Source organism: Streptomyces sp. NPDC050264, from assembly GCF_040655895.1.
In the GTDB taxonomy this organism is placed as follows: Bacteria; Actinomycetota; Actinomycetes; order Streptomycetales; family Streptomycetaceae; genus Streptomyces.
In genome coordinates, this window is the sequence record NZ_JBFAKV010000008.1 from 131038 (window position 1) to 145709 (window position 14672).

Below are 14672 nucleotides of genomic sequence, written 5' to 3' on the forward strand. Positions count from 1 at the left end.
CGTTGTCAGTGGCGGCCGCTTTACTGGAGGCATGAACATCGCGGAGCAGCTCGCGACGATCGACCTGCTGTGGACCGGCCCCTTCCCGGCCGACCACAGCAGATCGGACGCGGGCTGGGGCGGCCCCGGGTTCGTCATGGCCGAGCTGACCGAGCGGGACGGGGTGCGCGACCTCGCGGAGGCCCAGGCGGACGCCGACCGGGACGGCCTGTCCGCGCTGCTCACCGCGCGCTGGGGAGAGCCGTACCGGCTGAGCCTGTGGAGCGTGCACACCCGGGCGATGGAGCACGGTGAGGACATACCCGAGCCCTGGGGCTGGCTCAGCGCCTGCGCCCAGGACCTCCATCTATGGAGCGTCGGCGAGCGATGGGTGGCCCTCGCCGTCTCCCGCCAGGGCGACGACCAGCCGTACCAGCTCCTCGCCGTGATCACCGATGTCGCCCCTCCGTAGCACGCCGTGGCACACCTGTGCGGAACTCCCGTGCCACCATGGGATCTTGGGCCTGAGCTGATCTCATCGGGCCTCACCACCGCCGGACGCCACACACAGCACGCCACACACAGCACGCCGCACGAAGGAGAAGCACATGAGCGACGACAGAGCGCAGCAGCCGGGAGATCGGATCGCCGCCCACATCGCGCACAACGCCCGTGTGTGGAACTACTGGCTGGGCGGCAAGGACCACTACGAGGTGGACGAGCAGGTCGGTGACATGGTGACGTCCATGTACCCGAGCATCGGCGAAGTCGCCCGTGCCGACCGCGACTTCCTCGGCAGAGCCGTCGGGTTCCTCGCGGGCGAGGCCGGCATCCGCCAGTTCCTCGACATCGGCACCGGCCTGCCGACCGCGAACAACACGCACGAGGTCGCCCAGCGCATCGCCCCCGACGCCCGCATCGTCTACGTCGACAACGACCCGATCGTGCTCACCCACGCCCGCGCGCTGCTCACCAGCTCCGGCGAGGGCGCCACCAGCTATGTGGACGCCGACGCGCGCGACCCGCGGGCGATCGTGAAGGCTGCGTCCGAGACCCTCGACTTCGAGCAGCCGGTCGCGGTCATGCTCCTCGGCATCCTGAACTTCGTCCTCGACACCGAGGAGGCCACCTCCATCGTGCGCAGCCTCGTCGAGGCGCTCCCCTCGGGCAGCTACGTCGTCCTGACCCACCCGACACTGGAACTGGGCGGGGAGGGCAACGAGGCGGCGATGAAGTTCTGGAACGAGAACGCGACGCCCCCGATCACCGCCCGCACCGGCGCCGAGATCGCGGCGTTCCTCGACGGCCTGGAGATCATCGAGCCCGGCCTCGTCTCGTGCACCCGCTGGCGCACCGCGGGCACCGAAGAGCGCCTGCTGGTCGCCCAGTACGCGGGCGTGGCCCGCAAGCCGTGAGCGACTAGGGCCCGTCGGGGGAGGACGCGGCGGCGCGCAGCCGGGCGAACTCCTCCGCCATCGTCGCCGCCGTCCAATGCGCGTTCAGGCCACTGGGGTTGGGCAGCGCCCACACCCGGGCGCCGCCGATCGTCCGCTCCTGCGGGCCGATCCGCGCCTTGGGCTCCTGGAAGGCCGAGCGGTACGCGGTCACGCCCACCACCGCGAGCCACCGGGGCCGCAGCCGCGCGACCTTCTCCGCCAGCAGGCGGCCGCCCTCCAGATACTCCTCGGTGCTCAGCTCGTCCGCCCGTGCCGTGGCCCGCGCGACCACGTTCGTGATGCCGAGCCCGTACGACAGCAGCTCCTCCTGCTCGGCGGGCTTCAGCTGCCGGGGCGTGAAGCCGGACAGCTGCAGCACCGGCCAGAAGCGATTGCCGGGCCGTGCGAAGTGGTGCCCGGTGACGGCCGTCATCAGGCCCGGGTTGATGCCGCAGAAGAGCACCGAAAGGCCGCTCGCGACGATGTCCGGAACCAGACGGTCACGAGCGGCCTCCAGCTCCGCGGGGGTCGGCCGCGTCAGAGGATCGCCCCCGGCGTGTACCCCGCGGCCTGCGGGTGTTGCTTCACGATCTCCTCGACGCGGGTCACGATCTGCGCCACCTGACCGGCGGCCGCACCCGTGAACGACAGCTTGTCCGCCATCAGCGCGTCGAGCTGTGCGCGGTCCAGCGGGATGCGGGCGTCGGCGGCCAGCTTGTCGAGCAGCTCGTTGCGCTCGGCGCCCTGCTCGCGCATGGCCAGAGCGGACGCGACCGCGTTCTCCTTGATGGCCTCGTGCGCCTCCTCGCGGCCCACGCCCGCGCGCACCGACGCCATCAGCACCTTCGTGGTGGCGAGGAACGGCAGGTAGCGGTCGAGCTCGCGGGCGACGACGGCGGGGAACGCGCCGAACTCGTCGAGCACCGTCAGGAACGTCTCCAGGAGACCGTCGAGCGCGAAGAACGCGTCGGGCAGCGCGACCCGGCGCACCACCGAGCAGGACACGTCGCCCTCGTTCCACTGGTCGCCCGCCAGCTCGCCGGTCATCGACGCGTAGCCGCGCAGGATCACCATCAGGCCGTTGACGCGCTCGCAGGAGCGGGTGTTCATCTTGTGCGGCATCGCCGACGAGCCGACCTGGCCCGGCTTGAAGCCCTCGGTGACCAGCTCGTGCCCGGCCATCAGCCGGATCGTCTTGGCGGTCGAGGAAGGCGCCGCGGCCAGCTGCACCAGGGCGGTGACGACCTCGTAGTCGAGCGAGCGCGGGTAGACCTGGCCGACCGACGTGAACGCCTGCGAGAAGCCCAGGTGGGCGGCGATCCGCTGCTCCAGGTCCGCGAGCTTGTCCGTACCTTCCGCGGAGCCGCCGAGCAGGTCGAGCATGTCCTGCGCGGTGCCGACCGGACCCTTGATGCCGCGCAGCGGGTAGCGGTTCAGCAGCTCCTCGACCCGGTTGTACGCGACGAGCAGTTCGTCGGTGGCGGTCGCGAAGCGCTTGCCGAGTGTGGTGGCCTGCGCGGCGACGTTGTGCGAGCGGCCGGCCATGACCAGCTCGCCGTACTCGCCGGCCAGCTTGGCCAGACGGGCGAGGACGGCCACGCTGCGGTCGCGCACCAGCTCCAGGGAGAGCCGGATCTGCAGCTGCTCCACGTTCTCCGTCAGGTCGCGGGACGTCATGCCCTTGTGGACCTGCTCGTGCCCGGCGAGTGCGTTGAACTCCTCGATCCTGGCCTTCACGTCATGCCGTGTGACCTTCTCGCGCTCGGCGATCGACGCGAGGTCGACCTGGTCGAGCACCCGCTCGTAGTCGGCGATCGCCGTGTCCGGCACCTCGATACCGAGGTCCTTCTGAGCCTTCAGCACGGCGAGCCAGAGCTGTCGCTCCAGCTTCACCTTCTCCTCCGGCGACCAGAGGGTGGCGAGCTCGGCGGAGGCATAGCGTCCGGCGAGAACGTTCGGGATACGGGGCTTGGCAGGCGCAGTCACGTGTAGGGAGTTTACCGGGCGTCCCTACAGGCTCCGAACCAGCCAGGTGATGTAGGAACGTACAGGTCAGAGGGGTTCCGGGTGATCAGGACGGGGGTCGCGGCCCGTCAGGGCGTCGGCGACCGGCATTAAGAGGCCGTAAAGATTGCCGGAATACGGCAATGTGCCGGGCGCGGATGAGCGGACAAGATGGGCCCGGCGGAACGGGGGCCGCGCCACGGTGCCGGACTTCGGAAGCGAAGTCCGGCACCGCGGTGGAACCGAGGCACATACGGGACAGGGGGCGGGAACATGGGGAGGTTCCTCGCTGCTGCGGCCGGGCCGCCCGGGCCGATGTTCACCGTCGTGACGGCCCGCCGCCTCGTGAGTTCGCGCGCCAAGCTGCCCCCCGACGAACCCGGCGCGCCCCGACGCGAGGCCGGGGCCGTGTCCGTCGGTCGCGGGACCCTTTCCGGGACGCGCTGAACCACTCCGCACCGGCAGGCCGTGCGGCGGCCGGGCCGCTGATGTGCCGAGGGCCGCTGCTCCACGGGCGCGGCATGCGCGGGCGCCGCGCCGCCTCCCGGCCTGATCTCTTCCCCTCTTCCCGTCTTCCCCTCTTCATCTCTTTGCTTCGGGCGTCAACAGCCCCTGGACCGCAAGGACTTCATCATGGATGCCACCACCGTGGGCATCGGCGTGGCCGTCGCCGCTGTCCTGATCGTCGTCGCAGTACTGCTGCTCGTGTTCACCAGCCTGTTCCGGAAGGTCGAGCAGGGCAAGGCGCTCATCGTCTCGAAGATGCGCAAGGTGGACGTCACCTTCACCGGGCAGATCGTCCTGCCGGTGCTGCACAAGGCCGAGGTCATGGACATCTCGGTGAAGGCCATCGAGATCACCCGCACCGGACGCGACGGGCTGATCTGCCAGGACAACATCCGCGCCGACATCCGGATCTCCTTCTTCGTCAAGGTCAACAAGACCGTCGACGACGTCATCAAGGTCGCCCAGGCCGTCGGTACGCAGCGGGCCAGTGACCAGAAGACGCTGCAGGAGCTGTTCCACGCGAAGTTCTCCGAGGCGCTCAAGACGGTCGGCAAGCAGCTCGACTTCACCGACCTGTACACCAAGCGGGAAGAGCTGCGGTATCGGATCATCGAGGTCATCGGCGTCGACCTGAACGGCTACCACCTCGAGGACGCCGCGATCGACTACCTGGAGCAGACGCCGCTCTCCCAGCTCGACCCGGACAACGTGCTCGACGCCCAGGGCATCCGCAAGATCACCGAGCTGACGTCGATCGAGCACGTGCGCACGAACGAGTTCCAGCGCACGGAGGAGAAGGAGATCACCCGGCAGAACGTCGACGCCCGCGAGACCATCCTGGAACTGGAGCGGCGCCAGGCGGACGCCGAGATCAAGCAGAAGCGGGAGATCGACACCGTACGCGCCCGCGAGGAGGCCGAGACGGCGCGGGTGATGGAGGAGGAGCGGCTGCGCGCGCAGGGCGCGTTCCTGGCCACCGAGGAGAAGCTCGGGGTGCAGCGCGAGAACCAGGCCCGCGAGGTGGCCGTCGCGCAGAAGAACCGTGAGCGGGTCATCGCGGTCGAGAACGAGCGGATCGAGAAGGACCGCCTTCTCGAAGTCATCGCGCGCGACCGGGAGACCGAGCTGACGAGGATCGCCGCCGAGAAGGAGGTCGAGGCCGAGAAGCGGGAGATCGCCGAGGTCATCCGGGAGCGCATCGCGGTGGACCGTACGGTCGCCGAGCAGGAGGAGTCCATCAAGAAGCTGCGCGCGGTCGAGGAGGCCGAGCGCGGACGGCAGGCCGTCGTCATCGCCGCGGAGGCGGAGGCGCAGGAGAGCCTCGTCAAGGACATCAAGGCCGCCGAGGCCGCCGAGCAGGCCGCCACCCACCGCGCGGCGGAGCAACTGACCTTGGCCCAGGCCGAGTTGAAGTCCGCCGAGCTGAAGGCGCAGGCCAAGCTGAAGCTCGCCGAGGGCATCCAGGCCGAGAGTGCGGCCCTGGGCCTCGCCGAGGTGCAGGTCCGCGACAAGGAGGCCGAGGTCACCGAGAAGGCCGGACGCGCCGAGGCCGAGGCCACCGAGGCACGGATGCGGGCCGAGGCGCAGGGCGCCCGCGAGCAGGCGCTCGCCGAGGCCCTGGCGATCTCCGAGAAGCTGAAGGCGGAGGCCGACGGCATCACCCAGAAGGCCGCCGCGATGGCCGCCCTCGACGAGGCGTCGCGCGGGCACGAGGAGTACCGGCTGCGGCTGCAGGCCGAGAAGGAGATCCGGCTCGCCGGGCTCGACGTGCAGCGGCAGGTCGCCGAGGCGCAGGCCACCGTGCTCGCCACCGGCCTGGAGAACGCGGACATCAACATCGTCGGCGGCGAGTCCGTGTTCCTCGACCGCCTCGTGAACTCCATCGCCCTGGGCAAGGGCGTCGACGGATTCGTCCAGCACTCCCAGACCGCCCAGCAGCTGGGCAAGGCCTGGCTGGACGGCACGGGCGACTTCACCGGCGACCTGACGAAGATCCTGGGCTCGGTCTCCACGGCCGATGTGCAGAACCTCACCGTCTCCGCGCTCCTGATGAAATTGATGAAGGACGGCGGCGAGCAGTCCGGGGCCGTGCGCGAACTCATCGAAAAGGCGGGCCAGTTGGGCCTCGCGGACCTGCCGCTGCACCAGCTCAACGGATCCCACGCGAACTGATCCGCCCCTGAACCGCGCCGGGGCCGCCGCACGGGGGGCGGCAGCCCCGGCGCACCAGACTTCCTGAGGGAAAGGACAACCGGGCATGGCCACCGGAACGGAATCGGGGACCGGTCTGGACGCCGGGACGTATGAGGTCCTGCGTGACCGGCTCGCCGCGCAGGCGCGGGAGCTGACCGACAGTGCCACGGCGCTCAACGAGCGCAGGATCGCCGCGTTCGGCTCCACCGGGCTCACCCTCGCCACGAGCGAGACCCTGCGCACCGACGAGGCGCGGGTCGCCCGCGACGTCGTCGCGGTCGGGGACGTCCTGCTGCTCGGCGTGCGCGACCCGCTCGGGATCCGCACGCCGGACATCGGCGACGTGTTCGCCCTGTACGGCCGCGACCTGGCCCGGCTGCCCGGCGACACCGTCCCCGGCCTCCTCGACGACCCCGCGTTCGTCACCGAGTTCGCCGCGCTCTTCCGCTACTACCGGCAGACCCGGCTCCTCCAACTCCGTGATGTCGACGGCAAGTTGCTCGCCGTCTTCCAGACAGGAGAGAAGGCCGACGACATCCGCGTGCTGCGCTGGAGCCACGACGGTCAGGGCGCCGTGCGGTTCCTCGACGCGCGGGGCGAGCGCGACGACGTGATCCCGCCCGCGCACGACATCACCTGGCACGCGGCGACGCGCGAGGACCATGTCCTGGGCCGCCACCCGCACGTCTCCATCGGCGGCGAGGTGTACGTGTCGACCGTCGGCGGCACCCTGACCGTCAAGGCCGAGGACGACACCGGGACGGGCGAGGGGATCCACTCCGAACCCGTGGACGAGCCGCTGCAGTCCCTCGCGGACGCCGATGTCGCGCACGCCCGCGTAGGACCGCTGATCCTGCTGCGCGTCCGCCCGTACAAGGAGAGCGTCCGGCGCCACCTGGTCTTCAACACCCTCACCGGCTCCGTCGTACGACTCGACGGCATCGGCCAGGGCTGCCGCGTGCTGCCCGGCGAGGCGGGCGTCGTCTTCCCCGGCGGCTACTGCCTGGCCACCGGCGCGTACAAGACCTTCGACGCGGTCGACAGCACGGACCTCGCCTACGACAGGACGGTGCGCTCGCCCAACGGGGAGGACGTCCTGTACGTCTTCCGCGCCCGGGCCGCGGGCCGCACCCTGCTGCTCCCGTACAACGTCATCCGCACCGAGGTCGCCACCCCGCTGACGGGCCGTGGACACGCCGTCTTCGACGACGGCACGCTCGTACTGCTCCGGTCCGCCGGGACCGACGAGCCCGCGCGGGTGCATCCGGTCCAGGTCTGGCACACCTCGTTCACGGCCGACACCTATCTCACGCAGGCGCCGGGCGGCGACGAGCCGGTGACCCGGATCGGCAACGCCGACCTCGTGCGCGGCATCTCCGACTGCCTGTCCGTCGCCCGCGCCGTCACCGAGACCGCCGGCGCCCCCACGGCCCACGCCTACGAGCTGCTCGCCGCGGCCGGCGAGCGCACCGCCGACAGCCACCCCTGGATCACCGACCCCGGCCTCGGTGGGCTGAACGTCCCGCTCGACGCCGTGCGCACCACCGCGCGACAGGTCCTGGCCGAGTACGAGACGGTCCGGACGCTCACCCGGCAGGCCGCCGACGCGCTCGCCGAGACGACAGAGCGCATCGCGGGTCTGGTGCGCCGCATCCGCGGCGAGGCCCCGCACGGCGCCCGGGAATGGGTCGAGCGCATCACCGAACTGCGCCGCGCACAAGGGAAGTTGCTCACTCTCAAAGACCTCAGATACGCGGACGTCTCCCGCATCGACGCCCTTGCCGAGGAGCTCGCGGCCGACATCGCCGCGGCCGGCACACGCGCCGTCGGCTTCTTCGCGCTCCCGGACGCCTTCGCCGCCCACCACGCCGACATCGAGCAGCTCACCTCCGAGGCCGCGGCCCTGCCCACGGCCGCCGAAGCGGCCCCACTCGCCGCGCGCGTCACCGACCTGGCCGAGCAACTGCAGACGGTGACGGACGTCGTCGGCGGTCTCGACGTCGCTGACGCCACCGTGCGCACCGGCATCCTGGAGCGCATCGCCGAAGTCCTCGCGGGCGTCAACCGGGCCCGTGCCACGGTGCAGGCGCGCCGCCAGGAGCTGACCCGGAGCGAAGGGCGGTCCGAGTTCGCCGCCGAGTTCTCGCTGCTCGGACAGGCCCTGACCGGCGCGCTGGCCGTCGCCGACACCCCGCACTCCTGCGACGAGCAGTTGGCCCGCCTCCTCGTCCAACTGGAGGGTCTGGAGGGCAGGTTCGCCGAATCCGACGACTTCCTCGCCGACCTCGACACCAGGCGCACAGAGATCTACGAGGCGTTCGGGGCCCGCAAGCAGACCCTCGCCGACGCCCGCGCCCGACACGCCGAACGCCTGGCGGCCTCCGGGTACCGGGTCCTGGAGAGCGTCGCCCGTCGCCTGGCCGGCCTCGCGTCGAGCGACGACATCACCACCTACCTGGCGTCCGACCCCATGGTCGCCAAGGTCCGCCGCACCGTCGACGAACTGCGCGCCCTGGACGACCGGGTCCGCGCCGAGGAACTCGACGGCCGTCTCGCCGTCGCCCGCCAGGACGCCCTGCGCGCGCTGCGCGACCGCACCGACCTCTACACCGACGGCGGCGCCGCCATCCGTCTCGGCCGGCACCACTTCCCGGTCAACACGCAGTCGCAGGAACTGGCGCTCGTTCCCTTCGGCGACGGCATGGCCGTCGCCCTCGGCGGCACCGACTACCGCTCTCCTGTCGCCGACCCCGACTTCGCCGAACTGCAGCCATACTGGGGCCAGTTGCTGCCCTCCGAGAATGCGACGGTCTACCGCGCCGAGTACCTGGCGGCCCGCCTCCTCGCCGACCATGGCGCCGACGCGCTGTCGGCCGTCGAGGACCTGCCCGCCCTCGTACGGGCCGAGGCCGAGCAGGCGTACGACGAAGGCTACGAACGCGGCGTCCACGACCACGACGCGACCCTCGTCCTCACCACCTTGCTGCGGCTGCACTCCGGTGCCGGCCCGCTGCGTCACACACCCGCCGCTCGCGCCGCCGCCCAGTTCTTCTGGGCCCACGGGACGGACGACGGCGAGCGCGAGCAATGGCGGCGCCGCGCCCTCTCGCTCGCCCGCGCCCGCGACACCTTCGGGCTCGCCCCCGCCATCGCCGACTGGTGCGCCGAACTCGCCGACCGCATCGGCGACGCGACGGCCGCCGACTACCTCTTCGAGGAGCTGACGAGCACACCGGAAGGCTTCGTCACCTCGGCCGCGACCCGCGCGTTCCTCGACAAGTTCCGCCGGGCCGTGGACAGTTCGGCCTACGAGGCCGACCTCGCCGCCGTCACCGACCCCGCCGCCCGCCGCTCCCTGGCCCAGGCCTGGCTGTCGTCGTACGCCGCCACGTCGGGGGAGTCGGGGGAGGGGGACGCCGACCTGCCCGAGGCCGTCGCCGTCGAGCTCTGCCCCGGCCTCGACCGCTACGACAACGACGCTCCCCTCACCGCGACCGTCGACGGGCTCCTCGGCACCCACCCGCGTCTGGACGGCCGTCGGCTCACCCTCCGCCTCGACGAACTCCTCGCCCGTACCCGGCACTTCCGTGAGCACGTCGTCCCCGGATTCCGCACCTACCAGTCGCGGCGCGCCGCGCTCGTCGCCGCGGAGCACACCACGTTGCGCCTCGACGAACACCGACCGCGGGTCATGTCGTCCTTCGTCCGCGGCCGCCTCGTCGACGAGGTGTACCTGCCACTGATCGGCGACAGCCTCGCCAAGCAACTCGGCACCGCGGGCGGCCTGTTGCTGCTCATCTCGCCGCCCGGCTACGGCAAGACGACGCTCGTCGAGTACGTCGCCCAGCGGCTCGGCATGCTCCTCGTCAAGGTCAACGGACCGGCCCTCGGCCACCAGGTCACCTCCCTCGACCCCGCACAGGCCCCGGACGCCACCGCCCGCCAGGAGGTCGAGAAGATCAACTTCGCGCTGGAGGCGGGCTCCAACGTCCTGCTGTACCTCGACGACATCCAGCACACCTCGCCCGAACTGCTCCAGAAATTCAACGCGTTGTGCGACGCGGGCCGCCGCATGGAGGGCGTGTGGAACGGCGCGTCCCGCACTTACGACCTGAGGGGCAAGCGATTCGCCGTCTGCATGGCCGGCAACCCCTACACCGAGTCCGGAGCCCGCTTCCGCATCCCCGACATGCTCGCCAACCGCGCCGACGTGTGGAACCTCGGCGACGTCCTGTCCGGCAAGCAGGAGGCCTTCGCGCTCAGCTTCGTGGAGAACGCGCTCACCGCCAACGACCACCTGGCACCACTCGCCGGCCGCGACCCCGCCGACCTCGATGTCTTCCTGCGCCGCGCCGCAGGCGACCCGACGGCTCGCACCGACCGGCTCGGCCACCCCTACGCCGAGGCCGAGGCCGAGCGGATCGTCGCCGTCCTGCGCCACCTGCTCACGGCCCGCGCCACCGTCCTGGCCGTCAACGCCGCCTACATCGCCTCGGCGGCCCAGTCGGACGGCGCCCGCGCCGAACCGCGCTTCCAACTCCAGGGCTCCTACCGGGACATGAACAAGATCGCCGCACGGATCGACCCGGCCATGAACGACGCGGAACTCTCCGCGGTGCTCGACGACCACTACGCGGCCCAGGCCCAGACGCTCACCGTCGGGGCCGAGGCCAACCTCCTCAAGTTCGCCGCACTGCGCGGCACCCTCTCGGCACAGCAGGCCGAACGCTGGGCGGAACTGAAGGACGCGCACGTAAAGGCCCGCACCCTGGGCGGCGCCGACGGCGACCCGGTCGTCCGCGCCGTCGCCGCACTCGGCCTGCTCGCCGACCGCCTCGCCGCCGTCGAATCCGCGATCACCCGGGCGGGAGAGCCCCGCCCCACCCGCTGACCGCGGCTACCGAGCGTCCTCGTCCTGGATGTAGGGGGCCAGGTCGGGGCGCTTGGGCGGCAGGCCGTCCCCGGACGACCGGCCGGTCAGCCTGCGCCCGATCCACGGCACCAGATGCTGTTTGGCGAAGCGGGCGTCGGCCACGCGGCGGGACACCCAGCCCGGCGGCACCGCGGCCGCCAGCGGCGTACGCCAGTCCGACTCGGCGTCGTGGCCGAGGGCCTGCCACACCGCCTCGGCGATCCGCCGGTGGCCCTCCGCCGTCGGGTGCAGCCGGTCCACGTCCCACATCCGCTGGTCGCCCAGGACGGGCACCCCGTACAGGTCGACGACCAGGGCGTCGTGCCGTACCGCCAGCTCGTCGATGCACGCGTACAGCTCTTCCATCCGGGGCCGGAAGCGCTGAAGCACCGGGCCGTCGCGCCCCGGGCTGCGCATCAGGACGAGCCGCTCGCAGGACGGGGCGAGCTTCTCGACGGCCTCCGTGAGGAGATCCCGCACCCGGACCATGTCGCACTTGGGCCGTAAGGTGTCGTTGAGACCGCCGACGAGCGTGACCACGTCGGCCTTCATGGCGGCGGCCACGTCGACCTGCTCATCGACGATCTGCTGGATGAGCTTGCCGCGCACGGCGAGGTTCGCGTAGCGGAAGCCGGGGCTGCGTGCCGCCATGCGGGCGGCCAGCAGGTCGGCCCAACCGCGGTAGGAGCCGTCGGGGAGCAGGTCCGACATGCCCTCGGTGAAGGAGTCGCCGACCGCGACGAGACTGGTGTATTCGGCATTCATCTGCATGGCGCCGGAAATCGTATCCCGGCCGGTGACCGGCGCGTGCGCGGCGGGTCTGGGCATCGGCTCCCGACGGCGGTATGCCGGGAGCACACACCGCAGCACCACGTCACGGGGGAGTGCACCATGTGGACCGGTTCCTTCTGGAAGGCCACCACCGAACGCGCCATCAGGACGTTCGCCCAGGCCCTGGCCGCCGTCCTCGTCGCCGGTGCGACGAACCTGCTCGACGTCGACTGGGCCGCGGCCCTCGGCACCGCCGGTCTCGCCACCGTCCTCGCGGTCCTCACCGCGGTCGGCACCGCCGGCGTCGGCGCACACGGGCCCGGCATCCTGGAGACCCCCACCCACCAGGGCGGCGGCCCGCACATCCACTCCGGCTGAGCCGGCCGTCCGGCCGGCTCAGCACCCGCTCGTCCACGCACGCACACGGCGCACCCTCACACGGGCTGCCCGAACAGCTCCCGCAGCACGTCCTCCATGGTCACCAGGCCGGCGAGCCGGCCGTCCGCGCCGAGCACCGCGGCCACATGCGTACGACTGCCGCGCATCGCGGTGAGGACGTCGTCCAGCGGCGTGCTCTCCCGCACGCGCGCGATGGAGCGCATGTCCGGCACCCGGAAGGGCAGGTCGCGCGGCGTCGCGTCCAGCGCGTCCTTCACATGCAGATACCCGACGATGCGCCGGCCCTCGTCCACGACCGGGAACCGGGAGAACCCGGACTCCGCGGACAGCTGCTCCAACTGCTCGGGGGTGACGCCCACGCGCGCGTAGACCACCTTCTCCAGCGGCAGCACGACGTCCTTGACCGGGCGCCGCCCCAGCTCCAGCGCGTCGTGCAGGCGCTCCTGCGCCCGGTCGTCGATCAGGCCCGCCTCGGAGGAGTCCTTGACCATACGGGCCAGTTCGTCGTCCGAGAACGTCGCCGTGACCTCGTCCTTGACGTCCACCCGCAACAGCTTGAGCAGGGCGTTCGCGAACGCGTTCACGGTGAAGATCACCGGGCGCAGGGCGCGCGCCAGGGCCACCAGCGGCGGGCCGAGCAGCAGCGCCGAGCGCACCGGTTCGGCGAGCGCGATGTTCTTCGGCACCATCTCGCCCAGCAGCATGTGCAGATACGTCGCCACGGTCAGCGCGATCACGAACGAGATCGGGTGGACCAGACCGTGCGGCACCCCGACCGCGTCGAACACCGGCTCCAGGAGGTGCGCGATGGCCGGCTCGGCGACGATACCGAGCACCAGTGTGCACAGGGTGATGCCGAGCTGCGCCGCGGCGAGCAGCGCCGACACGTGCTTCAGGCCCCACATGACACTGCGCGCCCGCCGGTCGCCCTCCTCCGCCTGCGGCTCGATCTGGCTGCGGCGTACGGAGATCAGCGCGAACTCGGCGCCGACGAAGAAGGCGTTGACGACGAGCGTCGCCAGACCGATCAGCAACTGGATCGCGGTCATCGGTCCTCCTCCGTGGCGGTGTCGGTGAGCGGTGTGTGCAGCAGGACGCGGGCGGCCCGGTGGCCGTGGGCGTCCACGACGACGAGCCGCCAGCCGGCGACCTCGACGCTGTCGCCGACGTCCGGGATGCGGCCCAGCTCGGACGCGACGAGTCCGGCCAGCGTCTCGTACGGTCCGTCGGGCACGCGCAGTCCCACGCGGGCGAGCCGGTCGGTGCGCGCGGCGCCGTCGGCCGAGTACAGGGTGCGGCCCTCCGCGTCGGTGCCGGCGGCCGCGATGTCGGGCGTCTCGTGCGGGTCGTGCTCGTCGCGGACCTCGCCGACGACCTCCTCGACGATGTCCTCCAGGGTGGCGACACCGGCGGTGCCGCCGTACTCGTCGATGACGACGGCCATGGTGCGCTTGCCGGACAGCCGGTCGAGCAGCCGCTCCACGGTCAGCGTCTCCGGGACGAACAGCGGCTCGCGCAGCAGGTCGGAGACCCGCTTGCGGGGCCGCTGCTCTGCGGGCACGGCCAGGACGTCCTTGATGTGCGCGACGCCGACGACGGAGTCGAGGTTGCCGCGGTAGACGGGGAAACGGGACAGGCCGGTCGCCCGGGTCGCGTTCGCCACGTCCTCGCAGGTGGCCTGCATGTCGAGGGCCATGACCTGGACACGCGGCGTCATGACGTTCTCCGCGGTCAGATCGGCCAGGTTCAGGGTCCGTACGAACAGCTCCGCGGTGTCGGCCTCCAGCGCTCCCTCCTTCGCGGAGTGCCGGGCGAGCGCCATCAGCTCCTGCGGTCCGCGGGCGGAGGCCAGTTCCTCGGTCGGCTCGATGCCGAAGAGGCGCACCATCCGGTTCGCGGTGTTGTTCAGGTGCGTGATGAACGGGCGGAACACGGCGCTGAACCAGCGCTGTGGCGTCGCCACCCGCTTGGCGACGGACAGCGGGGACGAGATCGCCCAGTTCTTCGGCACCAGCTCGCCGACGACCATCAGGAACACGGTCGACAGGGCGGTACCGAGCACGAGCGCGACCGACGTCGACGCCGACTTCGGGATGCCCACCGCTTCGAGCGGCCCCGCGATGAGTCTGGCGATGGAGGACTCGGCGAGCATGCCGACGACCAGGTTGGTCACGGTGATGCCGAGCTGTGCGCCGGACAGCTGGAAGGTCAGGTTCCGTGCGGCCTTGAGGGCGCCGGCGGCGCCGCGCTCACCCCGCTCGGCAGCGCGCTCCAGATCGCCGCGCTGAACGGTGGTGAGCGAGAACTCCGCCGCGACGAACGCGCCGCAGGCCAGCGAGAGCAGCACTGCGACGGCGAGCAGGAGCACTTCGGTCATCGGGTCACCTCCGTCCCATGATCGGCCAGGGACGGCAGGGACGCGCGCTCTCGTGGATCACGCGGGTGGACGGACCGGGTACTGGGGGGCTCGC

The 14672-nt window shown here is 71.5% G+C and carries 10 protein-coding genes; 5 read left to right on the forward strand and 5 right to left on the reverse strand.

The window, feature by feature from the left end; genetic code table 11:
- The first annotated feature begins 31 nt into the window (after positions 1-31).
- Both AB0J02_RS16565 and AB0J02_RS16570 read left to right on the forward strand, forming a co-directional pair.
- Positions 32-451: a hypothetical protein gene (locus tag AB0J02_RS16565; protein WP_363194365.1), complete on the forward strand. Its 420-nt coding sequence runs from the start codon at positions 32-34 to the stop codon at positions 449-451.
- Between the two features lie 136 nt (positions 452-587).
- Positions 588-1394: an SAM-dependent methyltransferase gene (locus tag AB0J02_RS16570; protein WP_363194366.1), complete on the forward strand. Its 807-nt coding sequence runs from the start codon at positions 588-590 to the stop codon at positions 1392-1394.
- Positions 1395-1398: 4 nt separating this feature from the next.
- Here AB0J02_RS16570 and mug read toward each other — a convergent pair whose 3' ends face one another.
- The gene (gene mug, locus AB0J02_RS16575; protein WP_363194561.1) at positions 1399-1956 is read right to left on the reverse strand and encodes a G/U mismatch-specific DNA glycosylase; all 558 of its coding nucleotides are present in this window, start codon (positions 1954-1956) and stop codon (positions 1399-1401) included.
- Positions 1953-3401 (reverse strand): adenylosuccinate lyase, encoded by a 1449-nt coding sequence (gene purB, locus AB0J02_RS16580; RefSeq protein WP_363194367.1) that lies wholly within the window; start codon positions 3399-3401, stop codon positions 1953-1955. Before purB ends, mug begins: the two co-directional genes overlap by 4 nt.
- A gap of 651 nt (positions 3402-4052) precedes the next feature.
- On the opposite strand from purB, the gene AB0J02_RS16585 reads away from it, so the two are divergent.
- Positions 4053-6098: a flotillin family protein gene (locus AB0J02_RS16585; RefSeq protein WP_363194368.1), complete on the forward strand. Its 2046-nt coding sequence runs from the start codon at positions 4053-4055 to the stop codon at positions 6096-6098.
- 85 nt (positions 6099-6183) lie between these two features.
- Positions 6184-11010, forward strand: a complete 4827-nt coding sequence (locus AB0J02_RS16590; RefSeq protein ID WP_363194369.1) for a DNA repair ATPase — start codon at positions 6184-6186, stop codon at positions 11008-11010.
- Positions 11011-11016: 6 nt separating this feature from the next.
- Here AB0J02_RS16590 and AB0J02_RS16595 read toward each other — a convergent pair whose 3' ends face one another.
- Positions 11017-11802: an SGNH/GDSL hydrolase family protein gene (locus AB0J02_RS16595; RefSeq protein ID WP_363194370.1), complete on the reverse strand. Its 786-nt coding sequence runs from the start codon at positions 11800-11802 to the stop codon at positions 11017-11019.
- 120 nt (positions 11803-11922) lie between these two features.
- On the opposite strand from AB0J02_RS16595, the gene AB0J02_RS16600 reads away from it, so the two are divergent.
- A complete protein-coding gene (locus AB0J02_RS16600; protein WP_363194371.1) occupies positions 11923-12180 on the forward strand; it encodes a holin in 258 nt (85 codons plus the stop codon).
- Positions 12181-12236: 56 nt separating this feature from the next.
- On the opposite strand, the gene AB0J02_RS16605 is transcribed toward AB0J02_RS16600, so the two are convergent.
- Together AB0J02_RS16605 and AB0J02_RS16610 are read right to left on the reverse strand one after the other, a co-directional pair.
- Entirely contained in the window at positions 12237-13250 is a 1014-nt protein-coding gene (locus tag AB0J02_RS16605) for a hemolysin family protein (RefSeq protein ID WP_363194372.1), read from the reverse strand.
- The gene (locus AB0J02_RS16610; RefSeq protein ID WP_363194373.1) at positions 13247-14578 is read right to left on the reverse strand and encodes a hemolysin family protein; all 1332 of its coding nucleotides are present in this window, start codon (positions 14576-14578) and stop codon (positions 13247-13249) included. The genes AB0J02_RS16605 and AB0J02_RS16610 overlap by 4 nt, the downstream gene beginning before the upstream one ends.
- Between the last annotated feature and the right edge of the window lie 94 nt (positions 14579-14672).

What these genes read in the sequence shown, in the direction of transcription:
- AB0J02_RS16565 (WP_363194365.1), top strand. Translation starts at nt 32, where the DNA reads ATGAACATCGCGGAGCAGCTCGCGACGATCGACCTGCTGTGGACCGGC.
- AB0J02_RS16570 (WP_363194366.1), top strand. Translation starts at nt 588, where the DNA reads ATGAGCGACGACAGAGCGCAGCAGCCGGGAGATCGGATCGCCGCCCAC.
- AB0J02_RS16585 (WP_363194368.1), top strand. Translation starts at nt 4,053, where the DNA reads ATGGATGCCACCACCGTGGGCATCGGCGTGGCCGTCGCCGCTGTCCTG.
- AB0J02_RS16590 (WP_363194369.1), top strand. Translation starts at nt 6,184, where the DNA reads ATGGCCACCGGAACGGAATCGGGGACCGGTCTGGACGCCGGGACGTAT.
- AB0J02_RS16595 (WP_363194370.1), bottom strand. Translation starts at nt 11,802, where the DNA reads ATGCAGATGAATGCCGAATACACCAGTCTCGTCGCGGTCGGCGACTCC.
- AB0J02_RS16600 (WP_363194371.1), top strand. Translation starts at nt 11,923, where the DNA reads ATGTGGACCGGTTCCTTCTGGAAGGCCACCACCGAACGCGCCATCAGG.
- AB0J02_RS16605 (WP_363194372.1), bottom strand. Translation starts at nt 13,250, where the DNA reads ATGACCGCGATCCAGTTGCTGATCGGTCTGGCGACGCTCGTCGTCAAC.
- AB0J02_RS16610 (WP_363194373.1), bottom strand. Translation starts at nt 14,578, where the DNA reads ATGACCGAAGTGCTCCTGCTCGCCGTCGCAGTGCTGCTCTCGCTGGCC.